This window comes from Nocardioides gilvus (assembly GCF_003194605.1).
Taxonomy (GTDB): Bacteria; Actinomycetota; Actinomycetes; order Propionibacteriales; family Nocardioidaceae; genus Nocardioides; species Nocardioides gilvus.
This window is the reverse complement of the sequence record NZ_QHKY01000003.1, coordinates 16361-33098: the sequence shown is the minus strand read 5'-3', so window position 1 is coordinate 33098 and position 16738 is coordinate 16361. Positions and strand designations below refer to the sequence as shown.

The window sequence follows — 16738 nt, the reverse complement described above, 5'->3', positions numbered from 1 at the left end:
AACGGGAGACTTGAAATGACGATTTACCTCAACAAGGACTCCAAGATCATCGTCCAGGGCATCACCGGTGGCATGGGCTCCAAGCACACCGACCTGATGCTCCAGGCCGACGCGAACATCGTCGGTGGTGTCAACGCCCGCAAGGCCGGCACCACGATCGAGCTGAACGGCAAGGAGCTGCCGGTCTTCGGCACCGTCGAAGAGGCCATGAAGGAGACCGACGCCAACGTGTCCGTCGCCTTCGTCCCGCCGGCCTTCACCAAGGACGCCTGCATCGAGGCCATCGACGCCGAGATCCCGCTCCTGGTGGTCATCACCGAGGGCGTCCCGGTCCAGGACACCGCCGAGCTGTTCGCCTACCTCGACGGCAAGAAGACCCGGATGATCGGCCCGAACTGCCCCGGCATCATCTCCCCCGGAGAGTCGCTGGCCGGCATCACCCCGCACACCATCGCGGGCAAGGGTCCCATCGGCCTGGTCTCCAAGTCGGGCACCTTGACCTACCAGATGATGTACGAGCTGCGTGACTACGGCTTCACCACTGCCATCGGCATCGGTGGAGACCCGATCATCGGCACCACGCACATCGACGCGCTCGAGGCCTTCGAGAACGACCCGGAGACCAAGGCAATCGTGATGATCGGTGAGATCGGTGGCGACGCCGAGGAGCGTGCAGCGGCCTACATCGCCGAGCACGTCACCAAGCCGGTCGTCGGTTACGTGGCCGGCTTCACCGCTCCGGAGGGCAAGACCATGGGCCACGCCGGCGCCATCGTCTCGGGCTCCTCGGGCACCGCCCAGGCCAAGAAGGAGGCCCTCGAGGCCGCCGGGGTCAAGGTCGGCAAGACGCCGTCCGAGACCGCTGACCTGATGCGCGAGATCATGAAGTCCCTCTGACCTGTTCAGAGTCAACGACGAACGCCCCGGCCGATGGTCGGGGCGTTCGTCATTTCCATGGCCCCTACGGCTTGCCGGCCGCGGGGAGGCCGGGTCAGGCGGCGTTCAGCCCCTGCCCTCCAACTTCAGGTGAGGCAACCGTTCCTTGGCGCGTCGGGAGAGCGCCAGGAAGTCAGAGCGCTTCATGTCGAGTCGACCGTCGGTGGTGACACCCACCTGGGCAACGGTGTTGCCGTGGCGCACGATGGCCATCAGGTATTCGAGCGACCGGTCGTCGTCGAGCGGCACGTCCACGTACCAGGCAGTGATCTCGCTCTTCTTGCCTCGCTGGTTGAGCAGCCGAGCGACCTTGGGGCCTGCCGGCGGATCAGCGCAGTCGCCGAGCTCCTTGCGCACCTGCTGGACGAAGGCCTTGGCCTGCCTGGCGCTTCTCGCCGTGCCCACCGTCTCGGTGACACCGAAGACCCGCTCCTTCTTGACGTCGGGGAAGACGAAGGTGCGCGAGAGGTTGTCGGTGAAACTCTTGGAGGAGAATTTCGTCTTGTCACAGTGGGTGGCCGCGCGGCTCTGGCTGTCCTTGGCGGGGGTGGTGCCACCCCAGCGGCCCCTGGCCCCTGCAACCGGGGGCAGGTCGACCTCACTGAGCATGCCGGGAACCTGCCCGGCGACCGGGACGGCAACCGGCTTGGGGGTCGTGGCGCTCGCGCAGCTCCCGGAGCCGGGAGTGCCGCACAGGCCGTTCACGGCCGCCCCGAGCATCGTGGCCACAGGTGCAGTGCCACGTCTGAGCCCCTGCACCTCGCTCACCGTCGTGGTGATGACCTGTCCGGTGCGTGCCAGCCCGACCTGGATCGTACGGGTCGAGCCGCCCCACGTCCGGAGCGTCACCAGGGCGGCTTCGTCACCCAGGGACGCCACCTTGTTGACCCGGAGCAACTGCGTACGGGCCGCGTTGCAGGCCGTGAACCAGCCCAGGGCGGTGTCGTAGGCGCGCTGCGCATCCTCCTCGGTCCGGGAGAGCTCCACCATCTCCACCGCGGTGGCGACGGCTTTCCGGTCCTTGCCCTTGCGAGGGGTCCCCTCGAAGGTGCGGACGTACGCGCCCAGGCCGTCGGGGTCGGCAAAGCTGGTCTGCTGGCAGGGCAGGACGAGTCCGTCGCCGGAGGTGTTGTCGTGCGTCTCACCGGCGCTCCAGTCCAGTGACCGGTCGACCCGCTGCACCTGGCTCTCGGCGAGCAGGGCGGACTCGCTGAGCTCGGGCAGCGCCGGCGCGGTGTCCACCTTGAGAGGGCGTCGATCGAAGCCCTGCTCACTCAGCGCCGCCTCGGCCTCGGTGCCCTGGGCGACCAGGGTCCCGCTGGAGAAGACGAGGGCCACCGTGGCGAAGATCCCGGCCAGGGCGTACGAGCGTCGGCGGGTGGTCCCGGCGCGTCGCACGATGGTGCTGCGCGGCCAGCGGCTGCCGGCCGTGACCGGACGGAGCTCCTCGAGGAGAGGTCCGATCCCGCCGGGCGTGCACTCGCGCTTCTGGGTGAAGGTCTCCACCGCGGAGACGCAGAGCGTCTGGGTGGCCGCGAGCGGCAGGCCGATCTCACGGGCCATCTCGCCCAGCGGCACGGGGGAGAGGTAGGTCAGGACCAGAGCCTTGCGCTCGTTGAGCGAGAGGTGGTCGAGTGCCTCCAGGGTGGCTGCGGCGCTCTCGGGGAGGTCGCGTTCCTTGTGCCAGGGTCGCGCGGTGTGCCGGTTGCGTGCCCGTCGCCAGACGTGGGGTCGCAGCCATCCCATCTTGTCGTCGAGGCGTTGGACCGTGTGCCAGTGGTGCCAGGCCACGGTCATCGCGTCGCGTACGGCGCTGCGCGACACGTCACGGTCGCCGGTCAGTGCGTACGCCTCGACCAACAGACGGTCGCGGACGTCCTTGTACAGGGCGTCGAAATCATCGGGCTGACTCATGGCGTCCACCACGGTACGCGGCCAGTCATGAGACCGCACTTCGACCACGCAACTGGGTCTCCCGGAAGACGACTCGATCCCGGCCAGCGGCGTGGCACCCCTCGCCCGGCCCGCCCGGCGGGCGATGATGGATCGGCCATGGCACCTGCATCCCCCACCACGTCCTTCTCCTCTCGGCACCGGCCTGCACTCCTCCTCGGGGCAGCTGCCGGACTGGTGTCCGCGCTGGTCCCGGTGCTGACCTGCGCGGGCCTCGCGCTGGCGGGCTGGTACCTCAGCGACGCGGGCGGACACGGCGCCGCCGGTGACGCCATGGGCGTCGGGGCGATCGCCTGGCTGGTCGGTCACGGCGCCGGTTTCACCGTGGGCGGCGCCTCGGTGACCGTGCTCCCGCTCGCCGTGACCCTGACCTTGGCCTGGTGGACGTGGCGCACGGGCGTACGGCTGGGTGAGTCGGTCTGGGCGCACGGGCCCGACGTGCACCGGATCGGCGACGGTGAGCGGGACTGGACCGTGCCCCAGGCGGTGGCAGGTCTGGTGGTCGGCTACCTCGCGACTCTGCTCGTCGTCCTCAACCTGGTCTCCGGGCCTTCCTACGAGCCCCGTCTGGCGCCCGCCCTGACCGGCGCGCTCGCGCTCAGCCTGCTCGTCGGCGGGCCGGCCGTGGCGGTGGGCTCGGGACGTGCGGCGATCTGGGCTGCCGGGCTTCCGCCGGTGGCACGCCACGCCTTCGCAGCCGCCCGTCGGATCCTCGTCTGGTACGTCGTGGCCTCGACCGCGGTCTTCCTCCTCGCCATGGGACTGGGGATCTCCGAGGCCGGTTTCATGGTCTCCCAGTTGGGTCTCTCGCCGTCCGAGGCCTTCCAGTACGCCCTCCTCAACCTCGCCTTCCTGCCCAATGCGGTGCTCTTCACGGGCGCGTTCCTGCTGGGGCCGGGCTTTGCGGCCGGGACCGCCACCGTGGTCTCACCGTCCGCGGTCGTCCTGGGGCCGCTGCCCCTCCTGGGGCTCTTCGCTGCTCTGCCTGCGCCGGGCGTCCCGGCCACCGGGTGGGCGCTGACGATCGCTGTCCCGGTCGTCGTGGCCGCCTGGGCCGCCGGGCGGCACCAGTGGGAACGACCGACGCTGCGCTGGGACCACGGAGTGCTGCGAGCCTGCGCCGGCGGGCTCCTGGCAGCGACCGCGCTCACCGTGCTCATGAGGTTGTCGGGTGGTTCCGCCGGGCCCGGGCGGATGAGCCAGGTGGCGCCCTTCACCTCAGAGGTCCTGCTCCACGGCCTGGTCGCGTTCGGGTTCGGTGCGCTCGCCGGGGGGCTGCTGATGACCTGGTGGCAGCGACGTACGTCGGTCCCGGCCTCCGAACCCATCGCGGTGACGGAGCCCTCCGCGCCCGCCCCCTAGAATCCACGCGTGCCCACGCCTGCGAACAATCCCGCCCGCCTCGTTGTGCTCGTGTCCGGTTCGGGCACCAACCTGCAGGCTCTGCTCGACGCCTGCGAGGACCCGGCGTACGGAGCCAGGGTGGTCGCGGTCGGCGCTGACCGCTACGACGTCGAGGGTCTGGCCCGCGCCGAGCGTGCCGGCATCCCGACGTTCGTCAAGCAGGTCAGCCAGCACGACTCCCGGGAGGCCTGGGACCTGGCGTTGACCCGTGCGGTGGCCGGGTTCGAGCCGGATCTGGTGGTGCTGGCGGGGTTCATGAAACTGGTCGGCCCCGACTTCCTGACCCGGTTCGAGCACCAGGTGATCAACACCCACCCGGCGCTCTCGCCGTCCTTCCCCGGCATGCACGGCCCTGCCGACGCGCTCGACTACGGGGTGAAGGTCACCGGCTGCACGCTCTTCGTCGTGGATCCCGGTGTCGACACGGGCCAGATCATCGCCCAGCGGGTCGTGGAGGTGCTCGACGACGACACCGGCGAGACCCTGCACGAACGCATCAAGGTCGCCGAGCGGCAGATGCTGGTGGAGTCGGTGGGACGCATGTCACGCGAGGGCTGGAGCGTCGAGGGCAGGCGCGTCCGGATCGGCTGAATCGTCTAGTCTGGCCCCACACGACTGGCGCAGGTGGGCAACCACCAGGGAGTGGCCCGCACGGGCACCGATGAGCATCGAACGCCTGGGTGCTCTCCTCCACGAGAACTCAACCGAGGAGCCCCAGTGTCTTCTGTCCCCACCGCCCACGACCACAGCGCTCATGACTTCAGCGCCGACAAGCAGGTCCCGATCCGTCGGGCGCTCGTCTCCGTCTTCGACAAGACCGGCCTCGAGGCGTTGGTCCGTGGCCTGCACGACGCCGGCGTCGAGTTGGTCTCGACCGGCGGATCCGCAGCGCTCATCGAGAAGGTCGGGCTCCCGGTCACCAAGGTCGAGGAGCTCACCGGCTTCCCCGAGTGCCTCGACGGGCGGGTCAAGACCTTGCACCCGCGCGTGCACGCCGGCATCCTCGCCGACCGCCGTCTCCAGCCCCACGTCGACCAGCTCGCCGAGCTCGGCGTGGAGCCCTTCGACCTGGTCGTCGTCAACCTGTACCCCTTCACCCAGACGGTCGCCTCGGGCGCAAGCCCGGACGAATGCGTGGAGCAGATCGACATCGGTGGTCCGTCGATGGTCCGCGCCGCAGCCAAGAACCACCCCTCGGTCGCGGTCGTCACCGACGTCAACTCCTACGACGAGGTGCTCGCCGCCGTCGCCGCCGGCGGTTTCACCTATGCCCAGCGCAAGCAGCTCGCGGCCCGCGCCTTCGTGCACACGGCTTCGTACGACGTGGCCGTCGCCTCCTGGATGGGGTCGGTGCTGACCGACTCCTCGGTCGACGAGGCCGGCGCCTCCACCGGCTTCCCGGCCTGGATCGGTGGCACGTACGTCAAGCAGAACGTGCTCCGTTACGGCGAGAACCCGCACCAGAAGGCGGCGCTCTACACCAACGGGCACGGCCCGTCCGGGCTGGCGCAGGCCGAGCAGCTGCACGGCAAGGAGATGTCCTACAACAACTACGTGGACACCGACGCCGCTCGCCGTGCCGCGAGCGACTTCGAAGGGCCCGCGGTCGCCATCATCAAGCACGCCAACCCGTGCGGTGTCGCCACCGCCGACGACATGGCGCAGGCCCATGCGCTCGCTCACGCCTGTGACCCGGTCTCCGCCTTCGGTGGCGTGATCGCCTCCAACCGCCCGGTCTCGGTCGAGATGGCCAAGCAGGTCGCCGAGGTCTTCACCGAGGTCATTGTCGCTCCCGGCTACGAGGACGGCGCCGTGGAGATCCTCCAGGCCAAGAAGAACATCCGCATCCTGGTCTCCGAGGTTCCCTCGGCCTCCGGCGTCGAGACCCGTCCGGTCTCCGGCGGTCTGCTCGTCCAGGAGACCGACCGTTTCCAGGCCGAGGGGGATGACCCCGCCAACTGGACCCTGGCCACCGGCGAGGCTGCCGACGATTCCACGCTCGCCGATCTCGCCTTCGCCTGGCGTGCGGTGCGTGCGGCGAAGTCCAACGCCATCCTGCTCGCCAAGGACGGTGGCTCGGTCGGCATCGGTATGGGGCAGGTCAACCGCGTCGACTCCTGCAGGCTCGCCGTCGAGCGGGCCAACTCGCTGGCCGAGGACGGCGCCGAACGCGCCCGCGGCTCCGTGGCTGCCTCCGACGCGTTCTTCCCCTTCGAGGACGGTCCGCAGATCCTGATCGACGCCGGCGTGAAGGCGATCGTCCAGCCCGGCGGTTCGGTGCGTGACGAGCTCACGATCGAGGCCTGCAAGGCAGCGGGTGTGACGATGTACTTCACCGGCACCCGCCACTTCTTCCACTGATCCGCGACGCGAGAAGGACCACGCGATGACTGCACGCAAACTCGACGGCTCCGCCACTGCCGCCGCGATCAAGGAAGAACTGCGCGGCCGGGTGGCTGCGCTGAGGGAGCAGGGGATCACCCCCGGGCTCGGCACGATCCTCGTCGGGGACGACCCGGGTTCACGCTGGTACGTCGGCGGCAAGCACAAGGACTGCGCCGAGATCGGCATCGAGTCGATCCGCATCGATCTCCCCGAGACCGCCTCCCAGGCCGAGATCGAGGAGGCCGTCCTGCAACTCAACGACGACCCCGCCTGCACCGGCTACATCGTGCAGCTCCCGCTGCCGCGCGGTCGGGACGAGAACAGGGTGCTCGGCCTGATCGACCCCGCCAAGGACGCTGACGGTCTGCACCCCACCAACCTGGGATGGTTGGTGCTCGGCAACGAAGCACCCCTGCCCTGCACCCCGTTCGGCATCGTCGAGCTCCTGCGTCGACACGGCGTCGAGATCGCCGGCGCCGAAGTGGTCGTGGTCGGTCGCGGCGTCACGGTGGGACGGCCGTTGGGTCTCCTGCTGACTCGTCGTTCGGAGAACGCCACCGTCACGCTGTGCCACACGGGCACCGTCGACCTGGCTGCCCACGTGCGCAAGGCCGACATCGTGGTGGCGGCTGCCGGTGTGCCCGGCATCATCACCGGTGACATGGTCAAGCCCGGGGCCGCGCTTCTCGACGTGGGGGTCTCCCGGGTCGACGGCAAGATCGCCGGCGACCTCGCTGACGACGTGTGGGAGACCGCTGGGTGGGTCTCCCCGAACCCTGGCGGTGTGGGCCCGATGACTCGCGCAATGTTGCTCTCCAACCTGGTTGCGATGGCGGAGAAGCAGACCCAGCAGAACGGTCGTACCTGACGCATGTCTGAAGGTGACGACATGGAGCGCGAGGCCGAGGCCGACGGCGTCGAGGTGGTCGAGGTGGTCGAGGAGGACCGTACCTACCCCTCGACCATCGGTGGCGCGCTCTACATCGTCATGCTCGGGGTGATCACGGTCGGCCTCCTGGTCGTGGTGCTGGGCCCGTGGCGCACCGGGATCAGGATCTTCGCCGGAGCCCTCGTCGTCGGGGCCGGGTTGCGGGTCGCGCTGAAGGATCGCGATGCAGGCATGCTCGCGGTCCGGAGCAGACCGGTCGACGTGGGCCTCTACCTGACGGTCGCCACGACGCTGGTGGTGCTGTCGACCGTCATCCCCGACCAACCCGTCTGACGCGACCGGCCCTGGCGGACGTGGGGCAGCGCCGACGTGGCGTCGGCCTTTCGTCACCACGGGGCCAAATGGCGGAACCCGCCACCTGTGAAGAGGTGGCGGGTCCGACCGGAGCGGTGTGGCGTGGTCTCAGATGAGGCCCAGCTCGGTGACCGCGGTGCGCTCGTCGACCAGCTCGGCGACCGAGGCGTCGATCTTGGCGCGGGAGAAGTCGTTGACCTCGAGGCCTTCGACGATGCTCCAGTTGCCGTCGGAGGTGGTGACGGGGAACGAGGAGATGATGCCCTCGGCCACGCCGTACTCTCCGTTGGACTTCACGGCCATGGAGACCCAGTCGTTGTCGGCGGAGCCGAAGAGCCAGTCGCGGGCAGCGTCGATGGTCGCCGAGGCGGCTGAAGCAGCCGAGGACGAACCGCGGGCCTCGATGATGGCCGCGCCGCGCTTGGCGACGGTCGGGATGAAGGTGGACTCCAGCCACTCCTGGTCGTTGACCAGCTCGGCGGCGTTCTTGCCGCCGACCTTGGCGTTGAACAGGTCGGGGTACTGGGTGGCCGAGTGGTTGCCCCAGATCGTCATGTTGGTGATGTCGGTGACCGAGGCGCCGGTCTTCGCGGCGAGCTGCGAGATCGCGCGGTTGTGGTCCAGGCGGGTCAGGGCGGAGAAGCGCTCGTCCGGGATGTCGGGAGCGTTCGTCATCGCGATGAGCGCGTTGGTGTTCGCCGGGTTGCCGGTCACGCCGATGCGTACGTCGTCAGCGGCCACCTTGTTCAGGGCCTTGCCCTGGGCCGTGAAGATCGCGCCGTTGGCGGAGAGCAGGTCGCCGCGCTCCATGCCGGGACCGCGCGGGCGGGCACCGACGAGCAGGGCCAGGTTGACACCGTCGAAGATCTTCTCGGGGTCCGAACCGATCTCGATGCCGGCGAGGTTGGGGAAGGCGCAGTCGTCGAGCTCCATCACGACGCCCTCGAGCGTCTTGAGGGCCGGCTCGATCTCGAGGAGCTGGAGCTGGATCTTGCGGTCAGCGGCGAGCGCGCCACTGGCAAGGCGGAAGAGAAGGCTGTAGCCGATCTGACCGGCGGCACCGGTCACGGCCACCTTGAGCGGGGCAGAGGTTGACACGTGGACTCCCTGAGAGGTGTCTGAGGCGGGTGCTTTTCGATCTGACTCTATCCGTCCGCGACGTGGGCTCCGACCACGCCCTCTGCGCTGGCATGCTGGGGCCATGAGCAGCTCCTCCCTGGATGGCCGAGCACCACGCCGGTGGGGCGTACGCCGCTCGTTGCTCATCGCGCTCGCGGTGGTGCTCGCCGTCGGAGTGCAGTGGGCCGTCGTGGTGGGGTCCCCGCCCAAGGTCGATCCCAGCGGGGTCGACGGACTGACGATCCCGCGGGCCTCGGTGGCGCCGGAGGACTTCGTCGACGAGATCACCAACGAGTGGTTGCCGCTGCGCAGCGGAGCCCGGTGGGTGCGCTCGGGCGAGGTCGACGGTCGCCGGGTGGTCGAGACAACCACCGTGCTCGCGGAGCGTCGCGAGGTGGGTGGGATCGCCGCCACCCAGGTGCGTACGGAGACAGTGGTCGATGGGGTCGACGGGGTCGCTGAGGCTCCGGTCGTACGCCTCTACGCCCAGGACCGGGCAGGTCATGTCTGGCTGGTGGGGCGTGCAGGGGAGTGGACGATCGACGACGAAGGAGCAGCGGCGGGTCTGGCCATGCCGTCGGCACCACGCCGCGGCGACGGCTGGGCGCGTGAGGTGCGCGACGGCGAGCCAAGCGAGCGCGTACGGGTGGGTGAGCGTCCGCCGGCGACGACCACACCAGCGGGACGTTTCGAGGATCTGCTGGGTGTGGTCGAGATGGTCCCCGGCCCCGACGGGTCCCCGCAGGAGTCCGAGGTGCGTCTGGCAGCAGGCGTCGGGGAGGTTTTCAGGACCTGGGGCGCGGGCAACCAGCTGGTCCTGGAGACGCATCTCCTCGGAGACTGAACAAAGCCCGGGACATGTGACGTGGGGCAGCTCAGGCGCCGCTCACGCGCTCCACGGGAGTGACCGCCGCAGGCTCCCTACCGAAGATGAAGCGGTAGGTGAGACCGCCGACGGCGGCACCCACGAGCGGCGCGAGGATGAAGAGCCACAGCTGCGAGATCGCGTCGGCCCCGGCGAAGAGGGCCGGACCGATCGAGCGGGCCGGGTTGACCGACGTACCGGTCGCCGACATCGAGGCGAAGTGGATCATCGCCAGGGCGAGACCGATGGCGAGCGGAGCCAGGATCGAGTTGACGCCGTTGCGCTTGTCCGTGACCGCGAGGATCACCCAGATGAAGAGCATCGTGAGCAGCGCCTCGAGGAAGAATGCCTGGGCGGTCCCGAAGTCGTTGGCGCTCAGATCCCCGAAACTGTTCTGGCCGAGACCCGTTTCAGCGACGTCGAAGGTCGGGAAACCGTTCATCACGAAGAGCAGGGTGCTGCCGGCCAGGACGCCGCCGACGACCTGGGACAGCATGTAGAGCGGGGCGAGGGCCCAGGGCAGGCGCCCGTCCAGGGAGGCACCCAGTGTCACGGCGGGGTTGAAGTGTCCTCCCGAGATCCGGCCCACGGCAGCCGCCATCACCAACACCGAGATGCCGAACGACAGGCCCGTGGCGACGTAGTCGCCGCCGCTCATCAGTGCAGCGCCGACCCCGAAGAAGACCAGGACGAAGGTGCCTACGACCTCGGCAGCGATCTTGTGTCCGATGGTGGGCTGTGCGTTGATGGTGTCGGTCCCGGTTTCGCTCGTCATGAAAACCACCTTCCCACTGTCGCGGGCGACGGGCATGCCCCAATTCGGGGTCAGGTATCTTGATATCAAGCAATCCGTCTGCACCCATCCGCAAGGAGTCGCTGGCACCATGGCCAAGATCATCTACACCCACACCGACGAGGCGCCGCTGCTCGCGACGTACTCCTTCCTCCCCATCGTCGCGGCGTACGCAGCCAAGGCCGGGGTCGAGGTGGAGACCCGCGACATCTCGGTCGCTGCCCGCATCCTCGCCCAGTTCGGCCTCGCCGACGACGCGCTCGCCGAGCTCGGCGCCCTGGCGTCGACGCCCGAGGCCAACATCATCAAGCTCCCCAACGTCTCTGCCTCGACCCCGCAGCTCAAGGCGGCGATCGCCGAGCTGCAGTCCCAGGGCCACGACATCCCGGACTACCCGGAGAATGCCGACACCGCGGAGGCGCAGGAGATCCGCGCCAAGTACGACAAGGTCAAGGGTTCCGCGGTGAACCCGGTCCTGCGTGAGGGCAACTCGGACCGCCGGGCCCCCGCGTCGGTCAAGAACTACGCCAAGGCCCACCCCCACCGGATGGGCGCCTGGCCGAGTGACTCGAAGACCAACGTCGCCACCATGGGTGAGCACGACTTCAAGTCCAACGAGAAGTCCGTGGTGATCCCCGCCGACGACACCCTCAAGGTCGTGCTCACCACCGCTTCGGGCGAAGAGGTCGTCCTCAAGCCGGAGCTCAAGGTCCTGGCCGACGAGGTCATCGATGCCTCCGTGCTCGAGGTCGGCCCGCTCCAGTCCTTTTTGAAGAGTGCGATCGCGCGCGCCAAGGAAGAGGAGATCCTCTTCTCGGCGCACCTCAAGGCCACGATGATGAAGGTCTCCGACCCGATCATCTTCGGCCACGTGGTCAAGGCTTACTTCGCTGACGTCTTCGCCCAGTACGGCGACGACCTCGCCGCCGCGGGTCTGTCGGCCAACGACGGTCTCGGCACGATCCTCCCGGGCCTCGCTCAGTTGTCGAACGGCGCAGAGATCAAGGCCGCCTTCGAGAAGGCGCTCGCTGAGGGTCCCGCCCTGGCGATGGTCGACTCCGACAAGGGCATCACCAACCTGCACGTCCCCTCCGACGTGATCATCGACGCCTCCATGCCGGCGATGATCCGCGCCGGCGGCATCATGTGGAACTCCGAGGGCAAAGAGCAGCAGACCCTCGCCGTGATCCCGGACTCCTCCTACGCCGGCGTCTACCAGGCGACCATCGACGACTGCCGCACCAACGGCGCGCTCGACCCGGCGACCATGGGTTCGGTCTCCAACGTCGGTCTGATGGCGAAGGCCGCCGAGGAGTACGGCTCGCACGACAAGACCTTCGAGATCGCCGAGGCCGGCACCGTCCGCGTCCTCAACGCCGCTGGCGACGTGCTCCTCGAGCACGCAGTCGGGGCCGGAGACATCTGGCGGGCCTGCCAGACCAAGGACGCCTCCATCAAGGACTGGGTCAAGCTGGCCGTCAACCGGGCCCGTGCGAGCTCCAACCCGGCCATCTTCTGGCTGGACGAGGCGCGTGCCCACGACGCCAACCTGATCGCCAAGGTCAACACCTACCTGGCCGAGCACGACACCGACGGTCTCGACATCCAGATCATGACCCCGGAGAAGGCAACCACCTTCTCGCTGGAGCGTGCCCGCCGCGGCCTCGACACGATCTCGGTGACCGGCAACGTGCTGCGTGACTACAACACCGACCTGTTCCCGATCCTGGAGCTGGGCACCAGCGCCAAGATGCTCTCGGTCGTCCCGCTGATGAACGGTGGCGGCCTCTTCGAGACCGGCGCCGGAGGGTCCGCCCCGAAGCACGTGCAGCAGCTCGTCACCGAGAACTACCTGCGCTGGGACAGCCTCGGTGAGTTCTTCGCGCTCGTCCCCTCGTTGGAGCTCTATGCGGAGCAGGCCGGCACCCCCGGCGCCAAGGTCCTGGCGGAGGCTCTCGACAAGGCCACCGAGACGTTCCTCAACAACGACCGGTCGCCGGGCCGCAAGCTGGGCACCATCGACAACCGCGGCTCGCACTTCTACCTGGCCATGTACTGGGCCCAGGAGCTGGCTGCGCAGACCCAGGACGCCGAGCTGGCCGCTGCCTTCAAGCCGTTGGCCGAGAAGTTCGCCGCCGACGAGGAGAAGATCGTCTCCGAGCTGATCGCGGTCCAGGGCAAGCCCGCCGACATCGGTGGCTACTACCGCCCCGACCCGGAGAAGACCGAGGCCGTCATGCGCCCCTCGGCCACGCTGAACGAGGCCCTCGCCAGCCTCTGAGCACCCTTTCACTGCGGGGCCCGGGCGACCAGCTGGTCGCCCGGGCCCCGCTGCCGTGGCACGTCCGGAGACGGCAGCCGGAGACAGCAGCCGGGGGTGGTGGCCGGGGGTGGTGGCCGGGGGGTGGTGACAGGAAAGAAATGGGAGGCGCTGAGGCGCCGATCTCCGTAGTGTCGACAAGGATGAGCAGCACCGTGAGCACCGACCGTACGGCCCCGGCCGACGAGCACCTCCGGGACCCGCGCCGCCGGGTCGACTGGACCCGCATGCGTACCCCGAGAGCCGGCGTGGCACTGGGCGCTGCCGCCGTGGCCGCCATCGGCACCACCGCCGGCACCGTCCTGGCCGGGCAGTTGGTGGAGCACCGCACGTCGTCCCTGCTCTGGCTCCTGGTGCTGTGCATCGTTGGGGGGTCCTTGGTTGAGTCCGCCGGCAAGTTCGTGTGGGTCGGACTCTGCGACCGGGCGGAAGGCGTACTGCGCGAGGACCTGCTTGATGCCGCTCTGTCCCAGCCGCTGGCCGCCCTGGGGGAACAGGCGGTGGGGGAGATCCTCGACCGGGTCGACGACGACACACACGAGGTCGGCAACCTCCTGCGCTGGCAGATCTGGATGATGTCGCGCACCGTCTTCGGCGTGGTGCCGATGTGGCTCGTCGCCGGCTTCACGTGGTGGCCCGCCTGGCTCCTCTTTCCCCTCCTGGCCGGCGCGACGTGGGTCGCGGTGCGGCGTCTCCTGGGAGAGATCTCGCGCCGCAAGGTGATCGAGGAGATGGCGTGGACCGACCACGCGGCCGCTCTCGAGGAGGGCATCGCGGCCCGCGACGACCTGCGCACCAGCCACGGGCAGGCCCATGTGGTCTCCCGTCTGGCGGCTCTCTCCGCGACCGTGCACGACCGCTTCGCCGACGTGGTGCGTGTCGAGAGCCGTCTCGCTCGCCGCGCGGGAGTGCTGCTGTACGCCCTGCTCAGCGCCGTCGCCGTCAGCGGGGTGGTGTTGGCTGTCGGTGGGGACCTCTCCACCGGTGGACTCGTGACCCTCTTCCTGGTGACCTCGACCTTCGTGGGTCAGGTGTCGATGCTGGCCAACCATCTGCCGGAGTTGCAGGCCGGCCTCGGGGCCGTCATCCGGTTGCGACAGATGCTGGCCGTGGTCCCCGAGCCGGTGGGCGGACGTCCGGTCGGCGCCGACGGCGCCCTCGACGTGGAGGTGCGCAACCTCGACTTCTCCTACACCGAGGGCAGCTTCGCCCTGCGTGGGGTGGACCTGTGGGTGCCGTCGGGTCTCACGATGGCGCTCGTCGGCCGTACGGGGTCGGGCAAGTCGACCCTCGCCTCGCTGCTCTCGCGGGCCGTCGAGCCGCCACCGGGGACAGTCTTCGTCGGCGGCGTGGACGTGCGCGAGCTCGACCTCCAGCAGTTGCGCGCCGCCGTCGGCGTGGTGACCCAGCGCACCGAGATCCTGGCCGGGACGCTCGCGGAGAACATTGCCCTCTTCGGCGACGTCGACCGCGACACGGTGGCCGGGGCCCTGACACAACTGGGGCTCGACGACTGGGTCCGGGGGCTGAGTGACGGTGTGGACACGCTGCTCGGTCCCGGTGGCACCACGCTGTCGGCGGGGGAGGAGCAACTGGTCGCCTTCGCCCGTCTGCTGGTGCGTGACGTGAAGGTGGTCGTGCTCGACGAGGCGACGGCGCGGATGGACCCCCTCACCGAACGCCGGGTGATCGCTGCGGCCGACCGACTCCTCACCGGACGTACGGGCGTCCTCATCGCCCACCGCCTCACCACCATCGAACGCGCGCCGCTGGTGGCCGTCCTGGACCACGGGCGCGTGGTCCAGCAGGGAGAGCGATCGGTGCTCGCCCGTCAGGACGGTCCGTTCCGCGACCTCCTGGTGGCCGCGCTGTCGGCTCCGGGCGGTGTGGTCGACGAAACCCTGCCCGCCCCTGCCCAGGCGGACCCGACCGCGGCGACGGGCGCGAACGCAGCGCAGGACGGCACGGTCGGCACCCGGCGACGTACGGGGACGCCGCCGGCGCAGCGCCGGGTGGGCACCGGTCCCTCGCTCACCCGAGGTGTGGGGCACGTGCTCACGGTCCGCCCGGTGTGGGGCCTCCTCGGGGCTCTGGGCTTCCTCGGCGCCTCCCTGGTGGGGGCGCAGGGGGCGGTCACCGGGCTGGTCTGGGGGCACGTGGTCGAGGAGCTCGACGCCGGCCGGAGCCCGGCCCTCCTGGTCGCGGCGCTGGTGGTGGTGCTGTTGGCGGCACCGTTCATGTTGGCCGACGCCTTCTGGCGCTACCCGCGTTGGTGGGTGGAGGTGCTGCTGCGGGTGCGGATGTCGGTCCTCGTCGGCCAGACCGCCCAGCGCAGGCTGCCTCGCACCCCGCCCGGCGAAGTGGTCGCCCGAGCCATGGACGCCGATCGCTACGTTCGTTACGCCGACCGTTGGGTCGACTTCCTCAACGGCATGGTCATCGCAGCGGTGACTGCGCTCCTGGCCGGGACCTGGCTGGCCGGTGGCGTGCTGTTGAGCGTGCTGGTGGCCTCCGCCGTGGCGTCTGCCGCCGGTCGCCCGGTGGCAGGCCGTTCGGCGGCCGCCGCGTCGGCCTCACGTGCCCACTTCGGGCGAGCAGTCGTCTCCGTGCTCGAGTCGGTGCGCACGGTCAAGCTGGCCGCCGCGACCCCGGACGTCCGTGCCCACCTGCGAGCCGTCGACTCCGGCCGGGTGGGGGCGGCGGTGCGTGAGCACCGGGTCCAGGCGGTGCTCGACGCAGTGCCGACGATCATGGTGCAGTGCGGCGTCGTCGCTGCCTGGGTCGCGTACGTCAACGGGACCTGGGGCCTGGGCACCACGCTCCTGGTGGCCAACGCGGTCGCTGGCTTCGACTGGTTCGGTCGGGTGGCGGGGCTCGTCGTCTCCGAGGCCCCCGGCACCCGGGCGTGGCAGCAGGCCACCAGCAGGCTGGCCGGCGGCGTGGACCTGATGGACCTGCCCCCCGACGTCGACCTGGTGCACGGCGGTGCCCCGGCGCCTGCTCTCGTGCGACGCTCCCCGCTGCACGAACTACGCCTCACCGACTTCAGCGCGGTGCACGAGGACGGCACGATCGGGGTGCACTCGGTCGAGCTCGCGGTGCGCGCCGGCGAGCTGGTCCTGGTGGTCGGCCAGGTGGGGTCCGGCAAGTCGAGCCTGCTCGCGGCGGTGGCCGGTCTGGTGGACCACCGCGGCAGCATCACCTGGAACGGGGACGAGGTCACCGACGCGGAGCTCTTCCTGCGGCCCGCGCAGGTCGCCCACGTGGCGCAGGTGCCGCGGGTGCTGTCCGGCACCTTCGTCGACAACGTACGTCTGGGCCACCAGCGTCACTTCGAGGCGCCGGTGGAGGCGGCTCGACTGAGCAGCGACGTCGCCGACGCCGGTGGACGGGAGGCTCTGGTGGGACACCGCGGTGTCCGTCTCTCCGGAGGCCAGGTGCAGCGGTTGGCGCTCGCGCGAGCCCTGGCCACGGACGCCGAGCTGCTGCTCGCCGACGACGTCTCCAGCGCGCTGGACGCGGCCACCGAGGTGGAGTTGTGGCACGCCCTGCGCGGCCGAGGGGCGACGGTCATCGGTGCCACCTCCAAGCGCGCGGCGCTGGCCGTGGCCGACCGGGTCGTGGTGCTGGTGGACGGCGAGGTCGCCGCGAGCGGCCCGTGGCGTGACCTCGAGGGCCGTTGGGGCCATCTGGCCGGGTGAGCGGTGGGACAGCGCCGCG

Annotated in this window: 12 protein-coding genes and 1 riboswitch; of the genes, 9 read left to right on the top strand and 3 right to left on the bottom strand. The window is 69.9% G+C overall.

From position 1 onward, the window contains the following. Positions 1-15 precede the first annotated feature (15 nt). Positions 16-897 carry a succinate--CoA ligase subunit alpha gene (gene sucD, locus DNK52_RS09030; protein ID WP_110240692.1) on the top strand — a complete coding sequence of 294 codons (882 nt, stop codon included), beginning with the start codon at positions 16-18 and terminating at the stop codon, positions 895-897. 105 nt (positions 898-1002) lie between these two features. Here sucD and DNK52_RS09025 read toward each other — a convergent pair whose 3' ends face one another. Continuing rightward, positions 1003-2850 carry an RNA polymerase sigma factor gene (locus tag DNK52_RS09025; RefSeq protein ID WP_162598706.1) on the bottom strand — a complete coding sequence of 616 codons (1848 nt, stop codon included), beginning with the start codon at positions 2848-2850 and terminating at the stop codon, positions 1003-1005. A gap of 138 nt (positions 2851-2988) precedes the next feature. Here DNK52_RS09025 and DNK52_RS09020 point away from each other — a divergent pair, with 138 nt between their 5' ends. The 5 genes from DNK52_RS09020 (at position 2989) to DNK52_RS09000 (ending at position 7900) form a co-directional block, all read left to right on the top strand. Continuing rightward, entirely contained in the window at positions 2989-4251 is a 1263-nt protein-coding gene (locus DNK52_RS09020; RefSeq protein ID WP_110240690.1) for a cell division protein PerM, read from the top strand. Positions 4252-4260: 9 nt separating this feature from the next. Further along, positions 4261-4884 carry a phosphoribosylglycinamide formyltransferase gene (gene purN, locus DNK52_RS09015; protein WP_110240689.1) on the top strand — a complete coding sequence of 208 codons (624 nt, stop codon included), beginning with the start codon at positions 4261-4263 and terminating at the stop codon, positions 4882-4884. Positions 4885-4894: 10 nt separating this feature from the next. Beyond that, a riboswitch (ZMP/ZTP riboswitch) is annotated at positions 4895-4982 on the top strand. Positions 4983-5010: 28 nt separating this feature from the next. Then, the gene (gene purH, locus DNK52_RS09010) at positions 5011-6654 is read left to right on the top strand and encodes a bifunctional phosphoribosylaminoimidazolecarboxamide formyltransferase/IMP cyclohydrolase (RefSeq protein WP_110240688.1); all 1644 of its coding nucleotides are present in this window, start codon (positions 5011-5013) and stop codon (positions 6652-6654) included. Positions 6655-6679: 25 nt separating this feature from the next. After that, positions 6680-7546: a bifunctional methylenetetrahydrofolate dehydrogenase/methenyltetrahydrofolate cyclohydrolase gene (locus tag DNK52_RS09005; protein WP_110240687.1), complete on the top strand. Its 867-nt coding sequence runs from the start codon at positions 6680-6682 to the stop codon at positions 7544-7546. Positions 7547-7549: 3 nt separating this feature from the next. Further along, the gene (locus DNK52_RS09000) at positions 7550-7900 is read left to right on the top strand and encodes a DUF3017 domain-containing protein (protein WP_110240686.1); all 351 of its coding nucleotides are present in this window, start codon (positions 7550-7552) and stop codon (positions 7898-7900) included. A 129-nt stretch (positions 7901-8029) separates the two neighbouring features. Here DNK52_RS09000 and DNK52_RS08995 read toward each other — a convergent pair whose 3' ends face one another. Beyond that, positions 8030-9019, bottom strand: a complete 990-nt coding sequence (locus DNK52_RS08995) for a malate dehydrogenase (protein ID WP_162598705.1) — start codon at positions 9017-9019, stop codon at positions 8030-8032. A 103-nt stretch (positions 9020-9122) separates the two neighbouring features. On the opposite strand from DNK52_RS08995, the gene DNK52_RS08990 reads away from it, so the two are divergent. After that, positions 9123-9884, top strand: a complete 762-nt coding sequence (locus DNK52_RS08990) for a hypothetical protein (protein ID WP_162598704.1) — start codon at positions 9123-9125, stop codon at positions 9882-9884. Between the two features lie 31 nt (positions 9885-9915). On the opposite strand, the gene DNK52_RS08985 is transcribed toward DNK52_RS08990, so the two are convergent. Then, entirely contained in the window at positions 9916-10680 is a 765-nt protein-coding gene (locus DNK52_RS08985; protein WP_110241168.1) for an MIP family channel protein, read from the bottom strand. Positions 10681-10789: 109 nt separating this feature from the next. On the opposite strand from DNK52_RS08985, the gene DNK52_RS08980 reads away from it, so the two are divergent. After that, positions 10790-12979, top strand: a complete 2190-nt coding sequence (locus tag DNK52_RS08980) for an NADP-dependent isocitrate dehydrogenase (protein ID WP_110240683.1) — start codon at positions 10790-10792, stop codon at positions 12977-12979. Positions 12980-13161: 182 nt separating this feature from the next. Next, positions 13162-16719 carry an ATP-binding cassette domain-containing protein gene (locus DNK52_RS08975; protein ID WP_110240682.1) on the top strand — a complete coding sequence of 1186 codons (3558 nt, stop codon included), beginning with the start codon at positions 13162-13164 and terminating at the stop codon, positions 16717-16719. Positions 16720-16738: the final 19 nt, after the last annotated feature.